This window comes from Paractinoplanes atraurantiacus (genome assembly GCF_900215205.1).
Classification (GTDB): Bacteria; Actinomycetota; Actinomycetes; order Mycobacteriales; family Micromonosporaceae; genus Actinoplanes; species Actinoplanes atraurantiacus.
On the sequence record NZ_OBDY01000015.1, the window covers coordinates 108485 to 132314 of the forward strand.

The following is a 23830-nucleotide window of genomic DNA, read 5'->3' on the forward strand; positions in this document are numbered from 1 at the left end:
ACGGGCCAGAACGGCGGCGCAGCCGCGCGAGCGGCGGCGGGTGAGGACGGCGTCGGGAGGGCTGGCGGCGCGGCGGGGGCTGCGGGTGGGTGGTCGCCGGGGGACTTCACTGATGAGCAGCTGACGGCTCGGGTGGGGGCGCGGATGATGGCGGCGGCTCGGCGGGTGTTGCGGGTGGGGTATGTGGCTCGGGTGCATCGGGGGCGGGTGGCGGATCCGGTTCCCACTGTGGAATTACCTGCGGCGACTGTGCGGTTTCTCGTGCCGCATGATCTGGGGTTTGCTCGCAGTGATGCCGTTGCCGGGAGCCGGGATGACGTGCTGGCGCTGGCGGTCTGGGCATTTCGGGCGGCCGATGAGCAGGGGCTCGGTGGGGCCGATGTTCAGGTGCAGGTCGGTGGGGCGCCGGCTGCGGGAACGAGTGCCGAAGGGCTTGGGCGGGCGGTTGCGCTGGCCGGGACTGTGCTGCGGGAAGGGGCCGTCCATCTCGGGGCGGGGATGGACGGGGAGATCGCGGCGGTGCGGGCGGGGCTCGAGGCGGCGCGGATGCGGTGGCCTCTGGGCGCGGTTGATGATCTTGTTGGGCAATTGGCGGCGTACGGGGAACGCAGTGCCCGTTATCGGCCGGAAGCGCTGGCTGATCATGTGGCCGAACTGGTGGCGCGGCATCGCAGTGTGACCCGCGGTGGGGCGGCGCTGGCGTCGCGGGTGCTCGGGACGGACGAGGCGCCGGAGACGGCGCTGCGGCGGGCGCGGCTGGACGGGCTCGGGGCGCGGGTGTCGGCGGCGGGGGACGAACGTACGGTCGACGTGTTCCTGGCCCATGCGGACAGTTCGGCGGTGCTCGTGTTGCGGCGGCAGTACGCGACGGAGGAGAGCGGGCCGGCGCTGGGGCGGCGGCGGGTGGCCGGGGTGAGCGTGCAGGCGCTGGCCGGTGGGGCGGTGATCACCGAGTCGGCGTCGCGCAGTGCCAGCCGGGCGGTGCGGCTGGGCACGCGGAGGCTGAGCCGCACCGAGGCGATGACCACTCGGGACTCGTGGCAGCATTTACCGCGGACGCTGCTCGTGCCGGACCTGGCCGGGCTGGCGGTGGAGCTTGATGCCCTGCCGCCGCGGCCGATCCGGGCGCGGGTGGAAGCCGAGCTGGTGCGGGTGGTGCCGATCGCGGAGGTGCGGTCCGTGACGTACGCGCCGGGGGCGCAACGCGTCGACGCCGAGATCGCGGACGTGAACGGGGTGACCGCCCGGGTGAGCGCGGTCCACGCGGCGTGCGCGCCGGGGCGGCTCGACGCGGTGGTGGCGGCGCTGGAGGGCGGGGCCCGGTTCGTGGCCGGCAGCGTCCGGCGCAGCGGAGGCACTGTTGTGATCGACCCGATCGGCTTCGCGTCGGACGACGGCGTCGTCGTGCCCGACCTCGCGGCGGCCGGCAGCGCGACCGACCCCCGCGACCGGCCGGGCGAGCTCACCGATCCGCTGGGGCGGGCCGTGATGGACGCGCTCGGGCTGCTGGCCGAGGTGGCGCACCGCGGCCTGCTGCACCTGCCGGCGCCGATGACCGGGCGGCTGCGCGACGCGGCCAAGCGCCTGGACGCGGTGGGTCTGCGCCTGGCCGGCGCGGCGATCAACGCCCTGGCCGCCCGGCTCGGCCCCGACCCGGGCGACGACGCGGTCGAGGCCTGGGCCGACGCCTACTTGAGGCTGGGCCTCTGCGCGGAGCTGCTGCCGTAGGCGCCCGGCGGCCGGGCCACCGGACAAAGCGCGGTCGGCGAGGGCCAACCGGCCGGGCTCGACCAGCGGGCTGGACCGGCAGGCTGGACCGGCAGGCTGGACCGGCAGGCTGGGCAGGCAGGCAGGCAGGCTCGGCCGGCACGGCTGGACCGGCACGGCTGGACCGGCACGGCTGGACCGGCACGGCTGGACCGGAGGTGGCGGCCGCTCTACTGGGCTGGGCCCTTCAGGGATTCGGGTGGGAGCTTGGCCAAACGAGACCAGAAAGAGGCCAGGGTGGCGGCGCCGGCCAGGAGCACGTCGACTGAGGTGCGCTCGTCGCTGTCGTGCCAGCGGTCCTCGGGCAAGCCTGTGCCGAAATACAGGACCGAGGCCTCGATCAGGCGGGCCAACAGCTCGGCGGGGCCGCCGCCGGCGTCGCTCATGCGGCCGGCCGGCGTGCCGAAGCCGTCCTCCATCGCGGCGGCCAGGGCGTCCACCGCCGGATGGCCGGGCGGGGTCGCGTACGGCTTCTGGCCCGTCTCCTCGGAGATGGTGAGCTGGTAGTCGACGCGGTCGCTGAGGGTCTGCGCTACCCAGCGGTGCAACTGGTCGGCGACCGCCGACGGGGTCTGGTCGGGGACGATGCGGATGCTCAGCGTCGCCTCGGCCTGGGACGGGACGGCGCCCCGGGACGGGCCCACCGGGTCGCCGCCGATCATGCTGATCACCTCGGCCTGGGGGCGCAGCCACAGGCGTTCGAGGGTCGTCCAGCCGTGCTCGCCGCCGATCGTGCGCGTGGCGGAACGTGAAAGCCAGTCCTCGTCGGAGTACGGCAGCGCCGCCAGCTCGGCCCGGCGGCGTGCCGTCGGCTCGGCCACGTCGTCGTAGAAGCCGGGCAGGGTGATCCGGCCCTTCTCGTCGTGCAGGGAACCCAGCAGGCGGCCGAGCTCGATCAGAGGGTTGGGCGCGGGCCCGGACACCGCGCCGCTGTGCATGTCGCGCAGCGGGCCCCGTACCTCCAATCGGGCCAGAATCATGCCCCGCATGCTCGTGCACACCGCCGGGTGGTCGCGATGCCAGAGCAGCGTGTCCGAGAAGACGACCAGGTCGGCGCCGAGGCGGTCCCGGTTGGCCTCGATCAGGGCGGACAGGCCGGCCGAACCGGTCTCCTCCTCCCCCTCGACCAGCAGCTTGATGGTCACCGCGGGCGCGCCCGCCTCCGCCACGTGGGCGCGCAGACCCCACACGTGCGCCAGCACCTGGCCCTTGGCGTCGGAGGCGCCCCGCCCGTAGACGTGGCCGTCGCGCTCCACCGGCTCGAACGGCGCCGTCTCCTTCCACTCCTCGTCCTTGGCCGCCCGCACGTCGTGATGGCTGTAGACGAGCACCGTCGGCGCGCCGGGAGCGGCGCGCCACTCGGCGTACACGGCCGTGCCCCACACCTCGACCGTGGGGAAACCGGTGCGGCGCAGCGTGCCGGCGAGCCAGTTGGCCGAGCGCAGCACGTCGATCTCATGCTCGGGCAGGCCGGCCACGGACGGCACCCGCAGCCATTCGGCGAGTTGCTGGATCAGCTCGGCGCGGTGCGCGGCCAGAAAGGCCAGGTTGTCGGGCATGGCCGCCGACTACCCCCGGATCTTGGGTTCAGTCGCGCCGCAACAGGGCGAGGGTGTTTCGCAGCTCCTGGCGCAGGGTCCGCTCGGCCGCCTCCGGGTCCTGGGCGGCGACCGCGGCCACCAGGGCGGCGTGGGTGTCCTGGCCCGGGTTGGGGAGCTTGGCCCGCAGGTCCAGGAGCTCGACCAGGTTGATCAGGCCCGCCCGGAGCGCGGGGAGGAACTCGGTGAACAGGTTGGCCAGGATCGGGTTGTGGGCGGCGGCGACGATCGCCGCGTGCAGGGCGATGTCGGCGTCGACGAAGGCGGCGTCGTTCTCCCCGGCGGCCGCGACGCGGCGGTCCATGGCGGCGGTGATGGCGGTCATGTCGCCGTCGGTGCGGCGGGCGGCGGCCAGGCGGGCGGCCTCCACCTCCAGGGCCACGCGTACCTCGTACACGTCGGTCAGCGCGGCCCGGCGCAACTGGACCGACCAGTTGACGCGGGGCTCGGTGGCCACCACGAAGACGCCGGCGCCCTGCCGGGACTCGACCAGGCCGGCGCCGGCCAGGATGCGCATGGCCTCGCGCAGCGTGGGACGGCTGACGCCGAGCAGCGGCGCGAGTGTGTGCTCGCCGGGGAGTTTCGTGCCGACGCCCCACTCGCCGGAGCTGATCCGGCCGCGCACCCGCTCGGCGACCTGAGCGACGAGGGGTGACGGGCTGACCGGATCCATCGCACCAGACTAACTTGTCATACAACCTGACAAGTCCTATCGTGGGCGCATGGCGTCCGACCTGGAGACCACGATGAATCCTCAACGACCCAGCGGCATGCCCTTCCACCGCTACCGCCCCGTCCACGACCGCGTCGCCCTGCCCCTGACCGAGCGGGACTGGCCCACCAACCGGATCACCGAGGCCCCGCTGTGGGTGCCGGTCGACCTGCGCGACGGCAACCAGGCCCTGGCCGAGCCCATGGACACCGACCGCAAGCGCCGTTTCTTCGACCAGCTCGTCGCCATGGGCTACAAGGAGATCGAGATCGGTTACCCGTCGGCCAGTCAGACCGACTTCGATTTCGTACGCCATCTGGCCGCGACCGGCCTCCCCGGCGACGTCACCGTCGTGGTCTTCACGCCGGCCCGCGAGGAGCTCATCGACCGCACGGTGGAGTCGATCGACGGCATCGACCAAGCGATGGTCCACCTCTACACCGCCACCGCCCCGGTATGGCGGGACGTCGTGCTCGGGCGTACGAGGAAAGAAGTCAAGTCTTTGATCCTCGACGCCGCCGCCCACGTGGCCCGGCGTGCGCCCGGACGCCGCCTGCAGTTCTCGCCCGAGGTCTTCAACCTGACCGAGCCCGACTTCATCCTGGAGATCGGCGACGCGCTCACCGCCCTGTGGGACGCGAGCCCGGACCACCCCGTCGTGCTCAATCTGCCGGCGACGGTCGAGGTCGCGACACCCAATGTGTACGCCGATCAGATCGAATACATGCACAAGAACCTCGCCCGCCGCGACGCGGTCATCCTGTCCGTGCACCCGCACAACGACCGCGGCACCGGCATCGCCTGCGCGGAACTGGCGGTGCTGGCCGGCGCCCAGCGCGTCGAGGGCTGCGTCTTCGGCAACGGCGAGCGCACCGGCAACGTCGACCTGGCCACGCTGGCCCTCAACCTGTACGCGCAGGGCATCGACCCGATGATCGACTTCTCGGACATCGACGCGGTCGTGGAAACCGTCGAACACTGCACGCGCCTGCCGCTGCACCCGCGCCACCCGTACGCGGGAAGCCTCACCCACACGGCGTTCTCCGGCACCCACCAGGACGCGATCGCCAAGGGTCTGGCCCGGCACGCCAAGCAGGCGGCCGAGCTGGGCGTGCCCGAGAACGAGGCGCCGTGGTCGGTCCCGTACCTCCCGATCGACCCGGGCGACCTGGGCCGCGATTACGAAGAGGTCATCCGGATCAATTCACAGTCCGGGAAGGGCGGCATAGCGCACATCCTCCAGACCCACCAAGGCCTGAACCTGCCACCGGCGATGCGCCCCGACTTCTCCCGCACGGTCCAGTCCGTCACCGACAGCACGGGCCGCGAGCTGCGCCCCGCCGAGCTGTGGCAGCTCTTCCACGACACCTACGTCACGCCCGGCGCCACCCCTTCACCCGAGCCGGGCGAGGTGCTGGCCATCCACAAAGACAGTTCTTGGGTGTACGCACAATGCGCGGTCAACGGGCGCACAACGTGGGGCGCCGGACCCGACGAGGAGCACGCCCTCCGGGCCGCGGCCAACCGGAGGTCCCCTGACAGGAATCGACGCCCGTAAACCACCCATGTGACCGGAGGGGCAAGATCGTCCCGCGTGGGCCGACGCCTGGACGACGACCGCCGGCGTGCCTCTCCGCCGGCCCAGGTCGCCGAACAGGCCGAGGCAGTGTGGCAGGCAGTTCGGCAGCGGGATCATGAGAACGACCAAGCGGCGCGAATCGATCTCGTCACGCTGGCCGGGCACCTGCTGCACAACCAACCACGATGGAGGAACACGCAATGGCTGTCCGCCGACAAAGGCGTGGGCTCGGCCGCCCTGCCGGCGATGCACCGTGGGGACGGGGAGGCCGATCCGGCGGCAGCCCTCGCGGCCTTGCGGGCGGAGACCTGCGCTCTTGGGGGCAGGCCTGGTGCGGCTCGGGGAAATCCGGCCCGAATGATCGAGTGGTCCGGTGGCTGACCGGCGATGAATCATCGGCCCTGGATCGGGTGTGGAGCGGTGCGATGGAGGCGATCGCTCTGCTCCGCGTGATCGGCCCGAACCCTGGCGGAGCTGCGGGCCGTCGAAGGGGAACGCCGCCGGGTGCCACTTGTGGCTGAGTACAGGTTGGACCGGGCGACCTACACTCACGTCATGGGGCGAGGGTGGGCGTTGTGGTGGGTGCTGGCCGGTGTGGCGTTCGCCGGTGCGGTCGCGTTGTTCGCCGCCATCTTTTTGTTCGACATGGCGCCGCATCCGCTCTTCTACGCCGCGCTGCCGGTATACGGCATCATGCTGGGCCGGATGCGCAACCGGCTGAAGACACGCTCGGATCAGGGCTTGCGGGCCACCCCGCCGTAAAGGGCCACCTGGGCGTCGGTCAGGTCGGTCTCGGTGGTGGGGCGCCACTTCAGGATCGGGACCACCCCGGGGTCGATCAGGTCGAGGCCGGTGAAGAAGCGGGTCACCTCGGACCGGGAGCGCAGGCGGCTGGGGATGCCCTGTTCGCGCATGATGGCGGTGAAGCGGGCCCACGACTCCGGGTCGTGGTCGGCGGTGATGTGGGAGAGCACCAGATAGCTGCCGCTCGGCAGACGGGACATCAGACCCTCGACGATGGCGTACGGGTCCTCGTCGTCCTCGATGAAGTGCAGGATGGCGAAGAGCAGCAGCGCCACCGGCTCGTTGAGGTCCAGCGTGTCGCGCACCTCGGTGGTGTCGAGGAGGGCGCCCGCCTCCTGCAGGCGGGCGCCGACATACGCCGTACGGCCGGAAGGGTTGCTCGTCAGAAGAGCCCGGGCGTGGCTGAGGACTATCGGGTCGTTGTCGGCGTAGACGATGCGGGCGGACGGGGTGACCTCCTGGGCCACCTCGTGCACGTTCGGCTTTGTCGGCAGGCCGGTGCCGATGTCGAGGAACTGGGTGATGCCGGCCTCGGCGGCCAGGTAGTGGACCGTGCGCTGGAGGAACGCCCTGTTCTGCCGTGGGGCGGTGGCCGCGTTCGGGTTGGCTTTCAGGCCCTGTTCGGCGGCGGCCCGGTCGGCGGCGAAGTTGTCCTTGCCGCCCAGCAGGAAGTCGTACACCCGCGCGGGATGGGGGCGGCCGGTGTCGAAGGCGTCCGTCACCGGGTCAGGATATCGTCAGAGATCGCTGTGCTGGTGTACCAGACGGGCCAGTTCCACCCGGGAGTTGATACCCAGTTTGGTAAAGGCGTGCCGCAGATGCGTGCTGACCGTGTGCGGGGAAAGGAACATCGCGGCCGCCACCTGGCGGTTCGTGGCGCCGTCGGCGACGCGGCGGGCCACGTCCTGTTCGGTGGCCGTCAGCGCGGACCAGCCGGGCCGGGCGGCGGCGCGCGGGCGGCGGCGCACGCCCAGTTTGCGCAGCGCGGCCCGCACCCGCGAGCTGTCGTGGGTGGCGCCGGCCTCGTCGTAGATGAGGCAGGCCTCCTCCAGCGCCTCGACCGTTCCCACGTCCTCCAGGGCGACCGCCAGCGGCAGCGGCCGGGGGAACGAGCGGTAGAGCGCCACCGCCTCGGTCATGTCGCCCCGGGCGTGGGCCGCGGTGGCGGCGAGGAAGCGGAACGACGGGTTCGCCGCGGCACGCCGCTCCAGCGCGGCCACCGCGCGGTCGGCCCATGAGGTCTCGCCGATGTCGCGGGCGATCCGGATGAACAGCACCTCGTCGGCCGGGTCGAGCGGTGTGCCCAGCGGCGGGATGCGGTCGCCGAGGCACTCGGCCGCCTCGGCCAGCAGGGCGCGCAGGTGCGCCGGCTCGCGCCCGAGCGCGACCGCCACCAGGGCGCCGAGCCAGAGCCCGGAGTGGCGCACGAGCGGCGCCTCGTCGGCACGCATGCGCTCGGCCTCGGCGTCGTAGCGGCGGGCGGCGGCCAGGTCACCGGTGTGCAGGGCGACCCGGCCGACGGTCATCAGGGCGGTGACGTCGGCGTAGTTGCCCGCGCCGAGCTCGTCGCTCATGGCCCGGACGCCCTCGGCCTCGGCCCGGGCGTCGGAGAGCCGGCCCGCCTTGTAGAGGATGCTGCACCGGTCCATGCTCCACTGCCGCAGCAGCCAGGCCTGCCCGTCGCGCTGTGCGGCCTTCATCCCCCGCTCGGCGTGCTCGAGGGCGAGGTCGGGCCGGCCGGCGACGGTGTCGAGCCAGCCGCGCCACTGCGTCGATCCCCACAGCGCCGCGTCGGCGCCGACCCGGGCCGAGAACTCCACCGCCTCGTCGGCCAGGTCGAACGCCGCGCCCCACCGCTGCTCGTAGAAGGCGTTCACCGACTGCGAGGCGACACAGATCGCGCGGGCCCCGTCGTCGCCGGCCCGGATCGCCGCGTCCATCCCCTCCTCGAGGACACTCTCGGCGCGCGGCATGTCGCCCACCAGGGTGAGGTTGACGGCCTCCAGGGCCAGCAGCGACGCCCGCAACGTGATCGGCAGGCCGGGCAGCGCGACCGCCCGCTCGCATTGGCGCACGGCCTCGGCGAAGGAGTACTGGCTGGACACGGCGGCGATGCCGAGCCGGATGGCGGCCTCGGTGCCCGGGTCCAGCGATTCGGAGAGCAGGCTGTGGCCGAGCTTCGTGGCCTCGTGCGCCCGTCCGGCCAGCCACAGAAGCCGTACACCCTCGGCAATGATCTCGCCTCGCAGAGGCGAACCGGCCGGCGTGAGCTCGAGGGCCCGCCGGCTCACGTCGGCCGCGCTCGACGGCGCCACCGGCGCCAGCTCGGCCGCGGCCAGTCGCAACGCCGCGATCGCCTCGGCGTCACCGGGCTCCGCGCTGTCGGACAGCAGAGAGGCGACTTCAACGGCAGGAGCGTTTTCCCGTACGGCGACCCGCGCGGCCTGGCGGCGCAACGTGCGGGCCAGAGCCCCGGGCACCGTCGCCCGCACCGCCTCGCGGATCAGGTCGTGCTGGAAGACCAGATGGCCGTCGTCGTCCTCGCGCAGGAAGTCGTGTGCCTCGCGCACCGGCGCGAGCAGCGCGGCCGGCGGCCGGTGCATCAGCTCGGCGATCAGCGGCAGCGACAGCAGCCGGGACAGCACCGAGGCGACCTCGAGCACGGTCCGGGCGTCCTCGCCGAGCCGGGACAGTTGCCGCCGGATCAGCGCCCGCAGCCGTACGGGCGGGCCGTCCTCGCGGGCGCCCCGCACCAGCGCGCTGATCAGCATCGGCCGGTTGCCGGTCCCGTGCACCGCCGCCAGCAGATCGGGCGACGGGGTGGCGCCGAGCAGGTCGGCCGTCATCGCGGCCGCCGCGTCGTCGTCGAGCCGGTCGAGGTCGAGGGTCTCGGCCCCGCCGTCGGTGAGCCGGCCCAGGGTGCTCAGATAGCCGGGCGGCCCGTCGGCCCGCCGGCCCGCGAACAGCCACATGACGGCGTCGGCCGACAGCCGCTCGGGCAGGGCCCGCATGGCCAGCAGGGTGAGGTCGTCGCACCACTGGAGGTCGTCGACGGTGATCAGCAGGGGCTGCCGCAGGGCCGCGCTCTCGATGGCGTCCTGCACCTCGGCCAGCACCCAGTAACGGCGCTCGGGCTCGGCGACCAGCTCCCGCATGCGCTCGGAGCCCAGGATCGGGTCGGCGCCGCCGAGCAGACCGCGCATCAGGCTGTCGCCCGGGATCAGGGCGCTGTCCGGGTCGGCGGCGATCGCGACCCGGCGGACGCCTTTCAGTCCTGCAGCGAGTGCCGCCTCGCGCAGCAGGCGTGACTTGCCGCTGCCCGCGGGGCCCGTGACGAGCGTGACCGAGCCCTGCCCGCCGACGACACGGCCGAGGGCGTGCTGGAGCGCTCCCAGTTCACGGTCGCGCCCGCGTACAGGGGTGTCCGGCTCCACCCAGCGAGGCTACTCGAAGATCTCATGCGTTCGAATCTGGCCGACGCGGCCGTCCGGCACATCACACATCCATGCGATCTCTCATCTGCGATGTGTGCCGCGGCGCGGTTTGCGCAGCCAGAGGGCACCGGCGACGGCCAGCAGGGCGACCGGGATCACGGCGAGCCAGAGATAGTTGGTCTCCTCGGCGGGTCGAACCGCCTGCTGGGCGACACTACTGGCCGGCGACTTTGTCCGATTTGTCGGAGGAGCGGGCGGTGCCGCCGTCGGCTGGAGGTCGGCCTTGATGACGCCGAGAATCCACGGGGCGACCGCGTCGACCCGCGTCGCCGTGTCGGCGCCGGTGTGCGGGCAGGTCGGGCCGCGGCTGACCACGGCGACCACGGTGGCCACCCCGGTCGGGCCGCCGGTGAAATAGGGACCGCCCGAGTCGTGCGGGCAGGCGCTGGTGCTCTTGCTCGGCGCGACACCGGCCACGCCGAGCTCGATCTTGTCGACGTTCGTCACCCGGAACTGCCCGGTCTGCAGGGTGGGGCTGGTCTGCTCGGCGTCGCCGTCGGTCAGGCCGAAGCCGACGAGGCGTACCCGCTGGCCGTTGGCGGGTTTGACCCGGCTCAGCTTGAGCGGGGCGATGCCGGTGATCGGGCGGTCGAGCCGGGCCAGCGCCACGTCGGCGCTGCCGTGCTGGCGGACCTGGATGACGTTGGCGCTCAGGCCCACCTTGCTCTTCAGGTCGGCCCGGCCGACGGTGGCGATCGTGCGGTCGGCGACCGGCCGGGAGACCCGCCGGCCGCTCGCATCCTTGAAGCAGTGGCCGGCCGTGAGCACCCAGTGCGGCGAGATCAGGCCGCCCGAGCACGAGCTGTCCCGGCGGCCGCCGTCGGCGGTGGGGATGCCGAGATCGGTCAGCTTCACCGCGAACCGGTACTGCCCGTTGGCGACGGTCTCGCCGTCGGCGATCGCGTGCGCGGGCGTGCCGGCGGCGCCGGCTCCGAGCACTGCCGCGGCGAGCGCGACGACGACCCTCGATAGCGTCTTCATCGGCGTCGAGCCTAGGCGCGGCCCGCCAATCACGGACGGGCGTCAGTCGATCACTACTTGATCCGCCGTCCCTGCCGGGCCAGGATCGCGTCGTAGTCGTGGTGGGTCTCCAGCCAGCCGCTGATGAAGGGGCAGATCGGCACGACCGTACGGCCCTTGTCGCGGGCGTCGTCCATGACCGCGCGGGCCAGCTGCGAGCCCAGGCCGTGCCCCTCGTACCGCGGCTCCACCTCGGTGTGGGTGTAGGCGATGATGGTGCCGCTGATCTGATAGGTGACGAGGCCCGCGAGCTCGCCCTGCTCGTCCCGCGCCTCGAACCGCTGCTTGTCGGGCACGTCAGTGATCACGAACGTCATGCCTCATCCAATCACAGGGCGCCCGAGCTGGTACCGCGGCGTGAACCGCCTCGCAGGACGCAATCGCCGCAGGTGCCGCCGCCCGGGATGCGGTAGTACAGGCAGCAGTTGCGGCGGACCAGCCGGCGCCCGTCCCAGGTGGCCATCCCCCGCAGCTGCGGCAGGCCGAGCGTCTCCCCGACGATGGCAGCCGACTCGGGCCGGCCCGTCATTGCGGCCGCCCCGCCCAGCGCTGAGGCGACGTTGCCCCACAGCACCTTCGGCGAGAGCGCGAACCGGCGGCGGAACACCTCGAGCACCGGCTCGACCAGCGCCAGCGTCAGGGCGCCCGCACCCTCGACGGCGGTCAGTCCACGCTGCGCGAACGGGATCGGGCCGCCCTCGACCGGCCGCCACCAGAGCTTCGCCGGGTCGGGCACGGGCACGGCCCCACCGGCCACGGCCGCGCCGAGCACGGGTGACAGCAGCCGCGAGGCCAGCCCCAGGAACGTGATCGACGCGACGACCCGCTCCTCGATGTCGTCGCGGCGCAGACCCGACATCCGTACCAGCACCCCGCGCGCGACCTCCACGCGCTCCGCGACCACCTCGGGTTTCACCAGGTCGGTGTACGGCCGCCACGAGTTCCCACCGTCGTACGGCTCCCACACGAAGTAGGGCCCGAACCGGGCGGCCGCGCTCAGCGCGGGTGTGGCGTCGACCTCTGGCACGCCCCCACCCTACGGACCCACCCCGTGGCCCTGGCTAGCCTCGTTTTTCGTGTCACAGCCCGGCCGTTCTCCCTCAGCTTCCGAACTGACCGTGTCGCAGATCATGGATCAGCACCACACCAACTTGATGGGCACGGTCCACGGCGGCCGCATCCTCAACCTCATCGACTCGGTCGCCGGCGTGGTCGCCGCCCGGCACTCGGACGGGCCCGCGGTCACCGCCGCCATGGACGAGACGTTGTTCCTTCAGGCCGTCCGCGTGGGCGACGTCGTCCACGTGGCCGCCCGCATCACGTGGGCCGGCCGCAGCTCCATGGAGGTGGCGGTGAAGGTGACCGCCGACCGCTGGGACAGGGCGGTGCCACCCACGACCGTCGCCACCTCCCACCTGGTGATGGTCGCGGTCGACGACGACGGCAAGCCCCGCGAGGTGCCTCCGCTGCTGCCGCAGACCGACGACGACCACCGCGCCTTCCACGAGGCCGAGATCCGCCGCAAGCACCGGCTGACCCTGCGCTCCGCCCTCGCCACCGACGGCTCGTCATGACCCGGCGTAGGCCGGGCCCACGGTCGAGGCCGCCTCGATCAGCCAGCCGAGGGCCGCGTCGCCGCCGCGGTCACGGTGCCGGACCATCGCCCAGGGATAGGTGAGCCCGGGCACGAGCCGCAGGCGCTCGGTGCCTTCGGGCAGCGCCGTCGAGCGCAGGCTCAGCGTGACGCACTCTCCCTCGGCGACCAGGTCGAGCGCCGAGGCCGCGCTGGCGGTGGTCATCGGGTAGAGGGCGGGCTCGAACCCGGCTCGCCGGCATTCGTTCAGCACGAACTCCCGCCATTCGGGGGCGAGCGCGTCGTGCGGCAGATAGAAGACTTCGTTCGCGGCCTCGGACAAGGCGACGCCACCATCCCGGGCCAGCCGGTGGCCGGTCGCGACGATGAGGTCGACCGGCTCGGTGGCGATGGGCTGGACGGTCAGGGCCTCGCCGGCCGGGGCGCCGAGACCGCAGAAGCCGGCGTCGAGGTCGCCGGCCAGGATGCGGCGGCGCTGGCTGACGCTGCCCTCGGCGGTCACGGTGAGCTGGAGGCCGTGGTGGGCCGCGCGGAGCCGTTTCAGCACCTCGCGGGGCAGCGACAGCTCGGCGTCGAGGACGTCCACGCGCAGGGCCGGCGGTTGCGGGGCCGCGGCGGCGAGGCCGGCCTTCAGGGCCGCGAGGGCTTGTTGGGCGTACGGCAAGAAGCCGTGACCGGCGGCGGTGAGAGCGACCCCGCGAGCGGAGCGGGCGAACAGCGGCACCCCGACCGCCCGCTCGAGGCGCTGGATCTGGTTGCTCAGGGCCGGTTGCGAGACGAACAGGCGTTGCGCGGCCCGGGTGAAGTGCAGCTCCTCGGCCAGCGTCAGGAAGTACCGCAGCAGCCGCAGATCGATGCCGTCGGCCCTGCCCTCACCTGGATTCATAACCGGATCCTGTCACCGGACCGGTTCTGTGTCTTGGACCGGGACCACCCGCCGCCGCAAGACTGACCTCATGACCACGATCAAGATCGGCAACCATCTGATCGGCCCGGGCCACCGGCCGTACATCGTCGCGGAGATGTCGGGCAACCACAACGGATCCCTCGACCGCGCGCTCCAGATCGTCGACGCCGCCGCCGACGCGGGCGCGCACGCCCTGAAGATCCAGACCTACACCCCCGACACCATCACGATCGACGACGACGGCCCCGATTTCCGTCTCTCCGACGGTCACGACCTGTGGGGCGGTCAGACGCTCTACGCGCTCTATCAAAAGGCCCATACGCCGTACGACTGGCACGAGCCGATCTTCGAGCGCGCCGCCGCCCGCGGTCTGACCGTGTTCTCGGCCCCGTTCGACGCCACCGCGATCGAGCTGCTGGAGTCGCTGGGCGCGCCGGCGTACAAAATCGCCTCGTCCGAGCTCGTCGACCTGCCCCTGATCCAGCTGGCGGCGCGCACCGGCAAGCCGCTGATCCTGTCGACCGGCATGGCCGACGTCGGCGACATCGCCAACGCGCTGAAGGCGGCCCGCGAAGCCGGCGCGGAGCAGATCATCCTGTTGGCGTGCACGGCCTCCTACCCGGCGGCGCCCGAGGAGTCCAACCTGCGGCGCATTCCGGTCCTGGCCGAGACGTTCGGCGTGCAGGTCGGCCTGTCGGACCACACCCTGGGCATCGGCGTACCCCTCGCGAGCGTGGCCTTCGGCGCCACCCTGATCGAGAAGCACATGACACTGGCCCGCGACGACGGCGGCGTCGACTCGTCGTTCTCCATGACCCCGGCCGAGACCCGGATGCTGGTCGACGAGAGCGAACGGGCCTGGCGGGCGCTGGGCACCACCCGGATCGGCCCGACGGAATCGGAGAGGGAGGGCCTGCGGTTCCGCCGTTCCCTCTACGTCGTCGCCGACGTCGAGGCCGGCGACGAGGTCACCGCGGCGAACGTGCGCTCGATCCGCCCGGCCGGCGGCCTGCCCCCGGCCGAGATCGGCCGGGTGCTGGGCCGGAGCTTCACCCGCGACGTGGCCAAGGGGACGGCTCTGAGCTGGGACCTGATCTGAGCCGGCCGGTGATCAGGTATTGGGTTCGCACCTCGTGGCCGGGCGCCACGCCGTACTGCTGATCCAGCTCGTAGATCGTGGTCAGCGGGGTCACGGTCACCGCGGTCAGGCCGGCCTCGCGCAGGACGGCCGCGGTCTGGTCGATCGACGTGGCGGCGGCCAGAGGCAGCTCGGCCCGCACCTCGGCGTCGTAGAAGCCGGTGAAGCTCTCCGAGGCGTTGTCCAAGCCCTCGGGGAACCAGGTGCTGTCCACGACGGCGACCACCCCGCCGGGGCGCAGCAGGCGCATCCAGTTCTGGACAGCGGTGACCGGGGAACGCAGGGTCCACATCACGTAGCGGCCGACGACCGCGTCGAAGCTGCCCGGGGCGAAGTCCGGCGCCACCGCGTCGCCCCGCCGGAACGACGGCGGATGCGGGGACCTGTGCCGGCGGGCCTCGGCCAGCATGCCCTCGGAGAGGTCGATGCCGGTGACGCGGTGACCGAGGGCGGCCACGGTCAGGGCGACATGTCCGCTGCCGGTGCCGACGTCGAGCACGTCGCCCTCGGTGAAGGGCAGCGCGCCGGCCCAGATCGACATCCAGGCCGCGTTGTCGGCGGCCAGCCGGGACGGGCGCTGCTGATAGGCGTCGTACGCGGGGGCGCGGCCGGTCCAGTAGTCGTTGATGCGGTCCTGCGTGGTCATGTGCGGGCCTCCAGTTCGAAGAGCAGGTGCAGGTTTCCGTCGAGATCGAGGCGCCTGATGCCGATGCCGTAGACCGGTTCGAGGATCGCCGGATCCAGCACCTCGCCGGCCGGGCCGGCCGCGACCACGTCGCCGCGCCCGAGCAGGACCAGGTCGTCGCAGTAGCGGGCGGCCAGGTTCAGGTCGTGCAGGACGACGATCGCGCAGGTGCCCAGGTCGCGGACCAGGTGCAGGATCTCGTGCTGGTAGCGGATGTCGAGGTGGTTGGTCGGCTCGTCCAGCAGCAGGTGGGTGGCCCGCTGGGCCAGGGCACGGGCGATCAGCACCCGCTGCCGTTCGCCGCCGGAGAGCCCGCCGAACGCGCGGGCGGCCAGGTGGGTGGCGCCGACCCGGGCCAGGCACCGCGCCGCGATGTCGTGGTCGGCGGCGCCGGCCCGCTGGAACGTGGACAGGTGCGGGCCGCGGCCCAGCAGCACCATCTCGGCCACGGTCAGGGCGGTCTCGCCGCCGGACTCCTGGACCACGACGGCGAGGCGGCGGGCGGTCTCGCGCGGCGACAGGCCCTTCAGCGCCGTGCCGTCGACCGTCACCGTGCCGGTGGGGCTGCGCAATGCCCCGTACAGCAAACGAAGAAGTGTGGTTTTGCCGCTGCCGTTGGGACCGATCAGGCCGAGCACGCGCCCGGGCCGGGCGATCACGTCGACGCCGTCGATGACGGGCGTGGCGCCGTAGCGCCACGACACCTCCGATGCGGTGATCATTTGAAGCGCTGCACGATCTTCTCGAGTCCGTCCACGGACAGCGGCGACGGCGGCTCGGTGAAGTTGAACAGCTGGGTCATCACACTGCCGCTACGCACCGCTTTCAGCTGGCCGGATCCGGGCAGATGAGTCAGCGTCGGCGGCTCGCCGTCCGTGTAGAGCAGGATGAGCACGTCCGGGTCGCGCCCGAGGATCTCTTCCAAGGTCACCTCGAAGACCCGCTCCTTGCTGTCGCCGAAGACGTTCGTGAAGCCGGCCGCCTCCAACTGCGGGTGTGCCATGCTGGCGCTGCCGTACGCGTAGGTCACTCCCCCGCCGGCCGTCGGGTAGAGAACCGCCGCGGTACGGCCCTTCCCGACTTTTTCGATCTTGCCCACGCGGTCCTTGAGCGCCGCGGTCGCCGTGACGGCCCGCTCGGCACGGCCGAAGACCTTGCCGTACGTCTCCAGCTGCTTGTAGACGTCGTCGAAGGTCGGCACGACGGTACTGTCCGGGCACATCGCCGGCTCTTCGAGCAGCGGGATGTCCACGGCGGACAGCGTGTCGCGGGACAGGTTGTCGACCTCGCCCAGGACCAGATCGGGCTGCTGGCTGATCACCACCTCCTTGGAGATCTGAAGATGGCCGCTGGTGTCGGTCCTGTCGGTCAGCAGCGGGATCTTGTCGAGTTCAGCTTGCGTCGCCGCGTCGTAGTACTCCTTCGGATACGCGCCGGCGCGGGCGGTGACCCGGTCGAGCACGCCCAGATCATGCAGGTAGGGCACGGCGGCACTCTTGAGCAGCACGACCCGTTCGGGCGCCTTGGCTAAGGTGACGTCGACCCCGCAATTGGTGACGACGACGGCTTCCGCGGAGCCGGCGGCGCCGGCCGAACCACAGCCGGCCAGGGTGAGGACGAGGAGGGCGGCGGCCAGTTTCTTCATCTCAGACTCCGGTGGCGTGCAGGCGGCGGATCAGGATCAGCAGGAAAGGGGCGCCGAGCAGCGCGGTGATGATGCCGATGGGGATCTCCTGCGGGGCGAGCAGCACGCGGGCGACCACGTCGGCCCAGACCAGCAGGATCGCGCCGAGCAGGGCGGCCACCGGCACGACCCGGGCGTGGGTGGCGCCGACGACGCGGCGGGCCAGGTGCGGCACGACCAGCCCGACGAAGCCGATGCTGCCGGAGGCCGAGACCAGCACGCCGACGCCGAGCGACACCACGACCAGCAACCGCATCCGGAACCGGTCGGGCGAGACACCGAGCGTGTGCGCGGTCTCGTCACCGACGGCGAGGGCGTCGAGCCGGCGGCCATTGACGGTCAGATAGGCGATGGTGCCGCCGATGACGATCGCGGCCACCGCCAGCAGCGCGTCCCAGCGGGCCAGGCCGAGCGAGCCGAGCAGCCAGAACATCACCGAGCGGGAGCCTTCGGCCGAACCCGACGCGAAAATGAGGAAGCTGGTGAGCGCGTACAGCGCATAGCCGACGGCGACGCCGGACAGCAGCAGGCGCATCGAGGTGACCCGGCCGCCGCTGCGCGCGATCAGGAAGACGAGCAGCGAGGCGGCGAGCGCGCCGAGGAAGGCTGAGGTCGACAGGGCGTACTGGCCGAAGCCCGCTCCGACCCCGAAGAGGATGGCCGCCGCGGCGCCGCTGGAGGCGCCCGAGTTGATCCCCAGCAGATAGGGGTCGGCGAGAACGTTGCGCACCATCGCCTGCAACGCCACTCCACAGGTGGCGAGGCCGGCACCGACCAGCATCCCGAGCAGGATCCGCGGCAGGCGCACCTGCCAGACGATCGCCTCCTGCGGCGGGGTCCAGGTGACGTCGCCGAGCCCGAACATCTGGTGGGCGAGGATCCGGGCCACGGTCGCCGGGCCGATCGCGATCGCCCCCGTGCCGACCGCGATCACCCCCGTGGCGATCAGCCCGGCGACCAAACCCAGCACCCACAGGGTCGTGCGGCGCCGGCGGGCGGTCAGCCCCAGCACATCGGCGGACACGCGTCTAACCCCCATAGACTGGTTGTTGCCAAAGATGTGCAACAACCTAACAGCATGATCAGCGCGCGGTGAAGGGGCGGGCCCCCGCAGCGTGGTTACCGAATGGGCCGTTCGGCTGTTGTTTTCCACCCCGTAACCGGGCCACCATCTGGAGCCACGCGACTCCGGAGTGTGGAGGTGGACAGGTGGAGCGCCGGGTCCCTCTGGGCAACCGCAAAATCGCCGGAGCAACCTTGACCGTGAGCACGATGGGCGGCTACAGCGTCAGCCTCGACGGCACCGACATCGGCTACGTCCACGCGGGCGTCGGCGACGAGTGGCACGCCTACCGCCGCCGAGCCGACCGGCCCGACGAGTATCTGGGCCACTTCGCCATGGACGAGGCGGTGGGCCGCATAGCCCACACGCCTTGACTCACCACAGCCTTCAGCCACGATCGCGATCCGCACTCGTCCGGCCGCTCGCACCGCGAAGCGGATGCCGATCCGGGCGCGCCCCCTCCCCCGCTTGAAGATCGGCGCATGCAACCGGTCATCGACGTAACGATGGGGCCGCGGGTCCACCGCACGAGGTGGTGCTGAAGCTCCAAGGCGGTGACGACTGGAATCTGGCCAAGCTCCGCGGCGTTCGAGCCGCCGCGATTGCCGGTGTGGTGAGCAGCGGCCTGGGGATGGCACTCGAACGGCGGCGCGTCGGGCCGGCTCCGGCGGGCGTCGTGCGGGTTGTGGCGGCGGAGGGCGACGCTTCCGTCGTAGGGTGGCGAGCATCGGCAGCCACGCCGGGCCGCCGATGAGCGCGGACCGGGCGAGCCGGCGCCGGTCGAACGTCGTGCCGTCGAAACAGCCGACGGCGCAACGAATTGGCGGTCTTCACAGGCCTAGGACGAGTGGGGCGGAGGGGATTCCGCATCTGAGCAAGGCCGTCAGTGGTGTGGCCAGGTCGCGGGGTGAGAACAAGTCGGGGCCGGCGTGATTCGTGATCTCGGCGAGGTGCCACCAGCGGAAGGACTCGAGGAGCTCGTCGGTGGCGAGCTGGTCGTCGGTGAACTCGCCGCGCGGCTCGAAGCGGGTGGTGCGGACCAGGAAGTAGTCGTTGACAATGGTGTCGGTCACCTGATGCCAGACGTGCGGTGGATCGCCGGCGGTGACCAGTCCGGTTTCCTCTCGTAGCTCGCGGCGCAGCGCGGCCAGCCCGTCCTCGCCCGGCTCGATGCCGCCGCCCGGAGCGGCCCACACGGCCGGGGCTCCGCCGGGGACGGCCGGGTGCGGAGGCACGAACCGGCACAGCAGGACGTGGTCGTCCTCGTCGAGGATGATCGCTCGGGCGGAGGTTCGCATCCCGCCACTATGGAGGGCCGGGGCAAACGCGACACGCCGATCACAGCATGTGGGGTTGCCACTTCGGGGCCCCACCCATATATGGTGTCTCACGCAGCTGGTTCGGCCGCGCCGTCATGGTGTGTCCGAGGCAAGAGGGAACCCGGTGTGAGTCCGGGACTGCCCCGCAGCGGTGAGTGGGAACGAAAGCCGTCACAGAGCACTGGGCGCGAGCCTGGGAAGCGACGGCCGGTAGGCGATCTTTCAAAAAGATCAAGCCCACGAGTCCGAAGACCTGCCAGCGCGCCGCACGCCGACCGGTGTGCGGCGGTCGAAGGCCGCGTGGGACGGCCGACGCCATCAGTCGGCCCCGCCGTGGCCGTCGGCGTCTCCCGCGTGCCTTCACCAGGGCGAGGGAGAGACGATGCAGGTCCGCAAGCGCAACGGCGATCTGGAGACGGTCGACGTCAACAAGATCGTCAAGGCGGTCGAGCGGTGGGTCAGCGACCTCGACGAGGTCGACCCGCTCCGGGTGGCCACAAAGACGATCAGCGGGTTGTACGACGGAGCCACCACCGCCGAGCTCGACAAGCTCTCCATTCAGACGGCGGCCGAGCTCATCGGCGAGGAACCGCAGTACTCGAAACTGGCCGCGCGCCTTCTCGCGGCCTATGTGGACAAGGAGGTCCGCCTCCAGGAAGTGGCCAGCTTCTCCCAGTCGATCCGCTACGCCCATCAGCAGGGCCTGATCGGCGACGAGACGGCCACGTTCGTCCGCCGCAACGCCCGCAAGCTCGACGACGCGATCGACCTCGACGGGGACCTGCGGTTCGAATACTTCGGCCTGCGCACTGTCGCCGACCGCTACCTGCTGCGGCATCCGCGGAGCCGGCTGGTCGTGGAGACACCGCAGTACTGGCTGCTGCGCGTGGCCTGCGGGTTGAGCGCGACCCCGGCCGAGGCGATCGGTTTCTACAAGCTGATGTCGTCGCTGGCGTACCTGCCGAGTTCGCCGACTCTCTTCAACTCCGGTACCCGGCACACCCAGATGTCGTCGTGTTTCCTGGTCGACTCCCCCTCCGACGAGCTCGACTCCATCTACGAGCGGTACCACCAGGTCGCGAAACTGTCGAAGTTCTCCGGCGGCATCGGCATCGCCTGGTCGCGGATCCGCGGCCGGGGCGCGCTTATTCGCGGTACGAACGGCAAGTCGAACGGCATCGTGCCGTTCCTCAAAACGCTCGACGCCGGAGTCGCCGCGGTCAACCAGGGTGGCCGGCGCAAGGGTGCGGCCTGCGTCTATCTGGAGCCGTGGCATCCCGACGTCGAGGAGTTTCTGGAGCTTCGCGACAACACCGGCGAGGAGTCCCGGCGTACACACAATTTGAATCTGGCCAACTGGATCCCGGACGAATTCATGCGCCGGGTCGAGGCCGACGAGGACTGGTCGCTGATCGACCCCTCCGACGCGCCGGAACTGCCCGACCTGTTCGGTGAGGCGTTCGACGAGGCGTACCGAAGGGCCGAGAAAAAGGCGGTCAAGACCGTCAAGGCCCGCGACTTGTACGGCCGGATGATGCGCACCCTCGCACAGACCGGCAATGGCTGGATGACGTTCAAGGACCGCTCGAACGCGCTGTCGAACCAGACCGGCGCGCCCGGCAACACCATCCACCTGTCGAATCTGTGCACCGAGATCCTCGAGGTCAACAACGACGACGAGACCGCCGTCTGCAATCTCGGCTCGATCAATCTGGGCGCGCACCTCACCGACGGCGCCGTCGACTGGGCGAAACTGCGCGAGACCGTGCGGACGGCCGTGGTCTTCCTCGACCGGGTCATCGACATCAATTACTACCCGTCGCCGCAGGCGGCCGCGTCCAATCCGCGCTGGCGGCCGATCGGCCTGGGCCTGATGGGCTTGCAGGACGCGTTCTTTCAGCTGCGAATGCCGTTCGACTCGCCGGAGGCCAAGGAGCTGTCCACCCGCGTACAGGAAGAGGTTTTCCTGACCGCTCTGGAATCGTCGGCCGCGCTGGCCGAGCAGTTCGGGCCGCATCCGTCGTACGCGGAGACACGCGCCGCGAACGGCGATCTGCACCACGAATTGTGGGGCGCGACGCCGGCGCAGAGCGAGCGCTGGGCCGCTGTGAAAAGCCGGATCGCCGAGCACGGCCTGCGCAACTCGCTCATGATCGCGATTGCGCCGACCGCGACCATCGCGTCGATCGCCGGCTGCTACGAATGCATCGAGCCGCAGGTGTCCAACCTGTTCAAGCGCGAGACCATGTCCGGCGAGTTCCTTCAGATCAATTCCTATCTTGTACGGGAATTGAAGGCCCGCGGTCTGTGGACGGCACCGATCCGGGAGCAGATCAAGCGGGCCGAAGGGTCGGTGCAGGGCATCGCCGAGCTGCCGGCCGAGGTGCGCGAGCTGTTCCGTACGGCGTGGGAGTTGCCGCAGAAGGCGCTGATCGAGCTGGCCGCCGCGCGGGCCCCGTACATCGATCAGTCGCAGTCCTTGAATTTGTTCCTGAGCGCGCCGACCATCGGCAAGCTCTCGTCGATGTACCTCTACGCCTGGAAAGCCGGGCTGAAGACCACGTACTACCTGCGTTCGCGTCCGGCGACACGCATTCAGCAGGCCACGGTGTCCGTGCTGTCACCGGCCGAGGCCTGCTCCCTGGAAAACCCCGAGTCATGTGAGGCCTGCCAGTAATGCTGCTCGACCCCGGAATGGACCTGACCCTGCGGCCGATGAAGTACCCGCACTTCTTCGACCGGTTCAAGGACGCCATCAAGAACACGTGGACCGTCGAGGAGGTCGACCTGCACGGCGACCTCGCCGACCTCGCGAAATTGTCGCCCGCCGAGCAGCACCTGGTGTCGCGGCTCGTGGCTTTCTTCGCCACCGGCGACACGATCGTGGCCAACAATCTCGTGCTCAACCTCTACCAGCACGTCAACTCGCCGGAAGGCCGCCTTTATCTGTCGCGGCAGCTGTTCGAGGAGGCCGTGCACGTCCAGTTCTATCTGAACCTGCTCGACACGTATGTGCCCGATCTCGGTGAGCGCACGGCGGCGTTCGCGGCGGTGGAGAACATCCCGTCGATCGCCCGCAAGGCCGAGTTCTGCTTCAAATGGATCGACTCGGTCTACGAGCTTCGTGAGCTGAAGTCGAAGGAGGATCGGCGCGCGTTCCTGCTCAACGTCATCTGTTTCGCGGCGTGCATCGAAGGGCTGTTCTTCTACGGCGCTTTCGCGTACGTCTACTTCCTGCGCTCCCGTGGGGTCCTGCAAGGCCTCGCCTCCGGCACGAACTGGGTCTTCCGCGACGAGTCGATGCACATGGCCTTCGCGTTCGACGTGGTCGACCAGGTCCGCGCCGAGGAACCCGGCCTGTTCGACGCCGAGATGGAGAAACAGGTCACCGCGATGCTCGAAGAGGCCGTCGAGTGCGAGGTGCAGTTCGCCGAGGACCTGCTCGAACAGGGTGTCTCCGGCATGTCCCTGAGCGACATGCGCGAATATCTCCAGCACGTCGCCGACCGGCGCCTGGCCGCATTGGGCATCGCACCCCGATACGGCAGCGGGAATCCGTTCGCTTTCATGGAGTTGCAGGACGTCCAGGAGCTGTCGAACTTCTTCGAGCGCCGCGTCTCGGCCTACCAGGTCGGCGTGACCGGAACCGTCAGCTTCGACGACGACTTCTAGGCTCGGGCAGCACGAGTGGGGTTCCGGTCGTCGGGTCGGTGATGACGCGGGCCCGTACGCCGAAGACCTTGTCGACCAGCGCGGCGTCGACGATCTCGGCGGGCGGGCCCTGTGCGAGCAGGGCGCCGTCGCGCATGGCGACGATCTCGTGGGCGTAGCGGCAGGCCATGTTGAGGTCGTGCAGCACGGCGACGACCGTGCGGCCGGCGGTGTTGAGGTCGGCCAGAAGGTCGAGCACCTCGAGCTGGTGGGCCAGGTCGAGGAAGGTGGTCGGCTCGTCGAGCAGCAGCAGGCCGGTCTCCTGGGCCAGCACCAGGGCGATCCACACCCGCTGCCGCTGGCCGCCGGAAAGCTCGTCGACCGGGCGGTGTTCGAGGTCGGCGACGCCGGTGGCGGCGAGCGCGGCCGCGACCGCCTTCTCGTCGTCCGCGGACCACTGCCGCAGCCAGCGCTGGTGCGGGTGGCGGCCGCGGGCGACCAGGTCGCCGACGCTGATGCCGTCGGGGGCGATGGGCTGCTGCGGCAGCACGCCGATGCGGGCCGCGACCTCCCGCGTGGACAGGCGGTGGATGTCGGCGCCGTCGAGCAGCACCGTTCCGGCGGCCGGGCGCAGCAGCCGGGCCAGGCCGCGCAGCAGCGTGGACTTGCCGCAGGCGTTCGGCCCCACGATCGCGGTGATCCGGCCGGGCGCCACGGCCAGGTCGAGGCCGGTCACGACCGTACGGCCCTCGTAGCCCAGGCCGAGTCCCGCCGCACGCAAGTCAGTCATCCTGGTCATCCGGCTCTCCCGATGC

22 protein-coding genes and 1 riboswitch are annotated in these 23830 nt (G+C 71.2%); of the genes, 8 read left to right on the forward strand and 14 right to left on the reverse strand.

Going from position 1 to position 23830, the window contains the following annotated elements; genetic code table 11:
• Window positions 1-147: 147 nt before the first annotated feature.
• On the forward strand, window positions 148-1728 hold the full coding sequence (locus tag CRP55_RS29320) for a YehQ family protein (RefSeq protein WP_498368171.1): 1581 nt from the start codon (window positions 148-150) through the stop codon (window positions 1726-1728).
• 209 nt (window positions 1729-1937) lie between these two features.
• On the opposite strand, the gene CRP55_RS29325 is transcribed toward CRP55_RS29320, so the two are convergent.
• Entirely contained in the window at window positions 1938-3326 is a 1389-nt protein-coding gene (locus tag CRP55_RS29325; RefSeq protein WP_097323459.1) for a M20/M25/M40 family metallo-hydrolase, read from the reverse strand.
• 28 nt (window positions 3327-3354) lie between these two features.
• Window positions 3355-4038: a FadR/GntR family transcriptional regulator gene (locus CRP55_RS29330; protein WP_097323463.1), complete on the reverse strand. Its 684-nt coding sequence runs from the start codon at window positions 4036-4038 to the stop codon at window positions 3355-3357.
• Window positions 4039-4087: 49 nt separating this feature from the next.
• On the opposite strand from CRP55_RS29330, the gene CRP55_RS29335 reads away from it, so the two are divergent.
• Together CRP55_RS29335 and CRP55_RS29340 are read left to right on the forward strand one after the other, a co-directional pair.
• Entirely contained in the window at window positions 4088-5635 is a 1548-nt protein-coding gene (locus CRP55_RS29335; protein ID WP_245923453.1) for a 2-isopropylmalate synthase, read from the forward strand.
• A 576-nt stretch (window positions 5636-6211) separates the two neighbouring features.
• A complete protein-coding gene (locus CRP55_RS29340; RefSeq protein ID WP_143234971.1) occupies window positions 6212-6418 on the forward strand; it encodes a hypothetical protein in 207 nt (68 codons plus the stop codon).
• Here CRP55_RS29340 and CRP55_RS29345 read toward each other — a convergent pair.
• The 5 genes from CRP55_RS29345 to CRP55_RS29365 all read right to left on the reverse strand — a co-directional run bounded on the left by CRP55_RS29345 (window position 6391) and on the right by CRP55_RS29365 (window position 12001).
• Window positions 6391-7182, reverse strand: a complete 792-nt coding sequence (locus CRP55_RS29345) for an SAM-dependent methyltransferase (RefSeq protein WP_097323472.1) — start codon at window positions 7180-7182, stop codon at window positions 6391-6393. The genes CRP55_RS29340 and CRP55_RS29345 overlap by 28 nt on opposite strands.
• A gap of 15 nt (window positions 7183-7197) precedes the next feature.
• Window positions 7198-9894 carry a helix-turn-helix transcriptional regulator gene (locus CRP55_RS29350; protein WP_097323475.1) on the reverse strand — a complete coding sequence of 899 codons (2697 nt, stop codon included), beginning with the start codon at window positions 9892-9894 and terminating at the stop codon, window positions 7198-7200.
• 81 nt (window positions 9895-9975) lie between these two features.
• Window positions 9976-10935 carry a S1 family peptidase gene (locus tag CRP55_RS29355; protein WP_097323478.1) on the reverse strand — a complete coding sequence of 320 codons (960 nt, stop codon included), beginning with the start codon at window positions 10933-10935 and terminating at the stop codon, window positions 9976-9978.
• 53 nt (window positions 10936-10988) lie between these two features.
• Window positions 10989-11291 (reverse strand): GNAT family N-acetyltransferase, encoded by a 303-nt coding sequence (locus CRP55_RS29360; RefSeq protein ID WP_097323480.1) that lies wholly within the window; start codon window positions 11289-11291, stop codon window positions 10989-10991.
• 11 nt (window positions 11292-11302) lie between these two features.
• Window positions 11303-12001, reverse strand: a complete 699-nt coding sequence (locus CRP55_RS29365) for a (2Fe-2S)-binding protein (protein ID WP_245923454.1) — start codon at window positions 11999-12001, stop codon at window positions 11303-11305.
• Window positions 12002-12104: 103 nt separating this feature from the next.
• Here CRP55_RS29365 and CRP55_RS29370 point away from each other — a divergent pair, with 103 nt between their 5' ends.
• Complete coding sequence (locus tag CRP55_RS29370; RefSeq protein WP_097323754.1) at window positions 12105-12548, forward strand: acyl-CoA thioesterase; 444 nt, start codon at window positions 12105-12107, stop codon at window positions 12546-12548.
• Here the strand turns inward: CRP55_RS29370 and CRP55_RS29375 are convergent.
• A complete protein-coding gene (locus CRP55_RS29375; RefSeq protein WP_097323482.1) occupies window positions 12543-13454 on the reverse strand; it encodes a LysR family transcriptional regulator in 912 nt (303 codons plus the stop codon). The genes CRP55_RS29370 and CRP55_RS29375 overlap by 6 nt on opposite strands.
• Window positions 13455-13524: 70 nt before the next feature.
• Between CRP55_RS29375 and pseI the strand changes: the two genes are divergently transcribed.
• Complete coding sequence (pseI, locus tag CRP55_RS29380) at window positions 13525-14574, forward strand: pseudaminic acid synthase (protein WP_097323485.1); 1050 nt, start codon at window positions 13525-13527, stop codon at window positions 14572-14574.
• On the opposite strand, the gene CRP55_RS53305 is transcribed toward pseI, so the two are convergent.
• From CRP55_RS53305 to CRP55_RS29400, 4 genes are read right to left on the reverse strand one after another with little or no spacing between them, the layout of a single operon-like run.
• Window positions 14525-15259: a class I SAM-dependent methyltransferase gene (locus CRP55_RS53305; protein ID WP_097323488.1), complete on the reverse strand. Its 735-nt coding sequence runs from the start codon at window positions 15257-15259 to the stop codon at window positions 14525-14527. The genes pseI and CRP55_RS53305 overlap by 50 nt on opposite strands.
• Window positions 15256-16020, reverse strand: a complete 765-nt coding sequence (locus CRP55_RS29390) for an ABC transporter ATP-binding protein (RefSeq protein WP_097323491.1) — start codon at window positions 16018-16020, stop codon at window positions 15256-15258. Before CRP55_RS29390 ends, CRP55_RS53305 begins: the two co-directional genes overlap by 4 nt.
• Window positions 16017-16943, reverse strand: coding sequence for an ABC transporter substrate-binding protein (locus tag CRP55_RS29395; protein ID WP_097323494.1), 927 nt, complete (start codon window positions 16941-16943; stop codon window positions 16017-16019). The genes CRP55_RS29390 and CRP55_RS29395 overlap by 4 nt, the downstream gene beginning before the upstream one ends.
• Window position 16944: 1 nt before the next feature.
• Entirely contained in the window at window positions 16945-18006 is a 1062-nt protein-coding gene (locus tag CRP55_RS29400; RefSeq protein WP_245923455.1) for a FecCD family ABC transporter permease, read from the reverse strand.
• Between the two features lie 185 nt (window positions 18007-18191).
• Here CRP55_RS29400 and CRP55_RS29405 point away from each other — a divergent pair, with 185 nt between their 5' ends.
• A complete protein-coding gene (locus tag CRP55_RS29405) occupies window positions 18192-18419 on the forward strand; it encodes a hypothetical protein (RefSeq protein WP_097323501.1) in 228 nt (75 codons plus the stop codon).
• A 456-nt stretch (window positions 18420-18875) separates the two neighbouring features.
• Here CRP55_RS29405 and CRP55_RS29410 read toward each other — a convergent pair whose 3' ends face one another.
• Window positions 18876-19343 carry an NUDIX hydrolase gene (locus CRP55_RS29410; RefSeq protein ID WP_097323504.1) on the reverse strand — a complete coding sequence of 156 codons (468 nt, stop codon included), beginning with the start codon at window positions 19341-19343 and terminating at the stop codon, window positions 18876-18878.
• Window positions 19344-19424: 81 nt separating this feature from the next.
• Window positions 19425-19639, forward strand: a riboswitch (cobalamin riboswitch).
• Between the two features lie 107 nt (window positions 19640-19746).
• Here CRP55_RS29410 and CRP55_RS29415 point away from each other — a divergent pair.
• Together CRP55_RS29415 and CRP55_RS29420 are read left to right on the forward strand one after the other, a co-directional pair.
• Window positions 19747-22041, forward strand: a complete 2295-nt coding sequence (locus tag CRP55_RS29415; RefSeq protein WP_097323757.1) for a ribonucleoside-diphosphate reductase subunit alpha — start codon at window positions 19747-19749, stop codon at window positions 22039-22041.
• Window positions 22041-23036: a ribonucleotide-diphosphate reductase subunit beta gene (locus tag CRP55_RS29420; protein WP_097323507.1), complete on the forward strand. Its 996-nt coding sequence runs from the start codon at window positions 22041-22043 to the stop codon at window positions 23034-23036. Before CRP55_RS29415 ends, CRP55_RS29420 begins: the two co-directional genes overlap by 1 nt.
• On the opposite strand, the gene CRP55_RS29425 is transcribed toward CRP55_RS29420, so the two are convergent.
• The gene (locus CRP55_RS29425; protein ID WP_097323509.1) at window positions 23014-23805 is read right to left on the reverse strand and encodes an ABC transporter ATP-binding protein; all 792 of its coding nucleotides are present in this window, start codon (window positions 23803-23805) and stop codon (window positions 23014-23016) included. The genes CRP55_RS29420 and CRP55_RS29425 overlap by 23 nt on opposite strands.
• Window positions 23806-23830 lie beyond the last annotated feature (25 nt).

Coding starts and splice junctions, on each gene's coding strand:
- CRP55_RS29320 (WP_498368171.1), top strand. CDS start 148: ATGGCGGCGGCTCGGCGGGTGTTGCGGGTGGGGTATGTGGCTCGGGTG.
- CRP55_RS29325 (WP_097323459.1), bottom strand. CDS start 3,326: ATGCCCGACAACCTGGCCTTTCTGGCCGCGCACCGCGCCGAGCTGATC.
- CRP55_RS29330 (WP_097323463.1), bottom strand. CDS start 4,038: ATGGATCCGGTCAGCCCGTCACCCCTCGTCGCTCAGGTCGCCGAGCGG.
- CRP55_RS29335 (WP_245923453.1), top strand. CDS start 4,088: ATGGCGTCCGACCTGGAGACCACGATGAATCCTCAACGACCCAGCGGC.
- CRP55_RS29340 (WP_143234971.1), top strand. CDS start 6,212: ATGGGGCGAGGGTGGGCGTTGTGGTGGGTGCTGGCCGGTGTGGCGTTC.
- CRP55_RS29355 (WP_097323478.1), bottom strand. CDS start 10,935: ATGAAGACGCTATCGAGGGTCGTCGTCGCGCTCGCCGCGGCAGTGCTC.
- CRP55_RS29360 (WP_097323480.1), bottom strand. CDS start 11,291: ATGACGTTCGTGATCACTGACGTGCCCGACAAGCAGCGGTTCGAGGCG.
- CRP55_RS29370 (WP_097323754.1), top strand. CDS start 12,105: ATGGATCAGCACCACACCAACTTGATGGGCACGGTCCACGGCGGCCGC.
- CRP55_RS29375 (WP_097323482.1), bottom strand. CDS start 13,454: ATGAATCCAGGTGAGGGCAGGGCCGACGGCATCGATCTGCGGCTGCTG.
- pseI (WP_097323485.1), top strand. CDS start 13,525: ATGACCACGATCAAGATCGGCAACCATCTGATCGGCCCGGGCCACCGG.
- CRP55_RS53305 (WP_097323488.1), bottom strand. CDS start 15,259: ATGACCACGCAGGACCGCATCAACGACTACTGGACCGGCCGCGCCCCC.
- CRP55_RS29390 (WP_097323491.1), bottom strand. CDS start 16,020: ATGATCACCGCATCGGAGGTGTCGTGGCGCTACGGCGCCACGCCCGTC.
- CRP55_RS29395 (WP_097323494.1), bottom strand. CDS start 16,943: ATGAAGAAACTGGCCGCCGCCCTCCTCGTCCTCACCCTGGCCGGCTGT.
- CRP55_RS29410 (WP_097323504.1), bottom strand. CDS start 19,343: ATGCGAACCTCCGCCCGAGCGATCATCCTCGACGAGGACGACCACGTC.
- CRP55_RS29415 (WP_097323757.1), top strand. CDS start 19,747: ATGCAGGTCCGCAAGCGCAACGGCGATCTGGAGACGGTCGACGTCAAC.
- CRP55_RS29420 (WP_097323507.1), top strand. CDS start 22,041: ATGCTGCTCGACCCCGGAATGGACCTGACCCTGCGGCCGATGAAGTAC.
- CRP55_RS29425 (WP_097323509.1), bottom strand. CDS start 23,805: ATGACTGACTTGCGTGCGGCGGGACTCGGCCTGGGCTACGAGGGCCGT.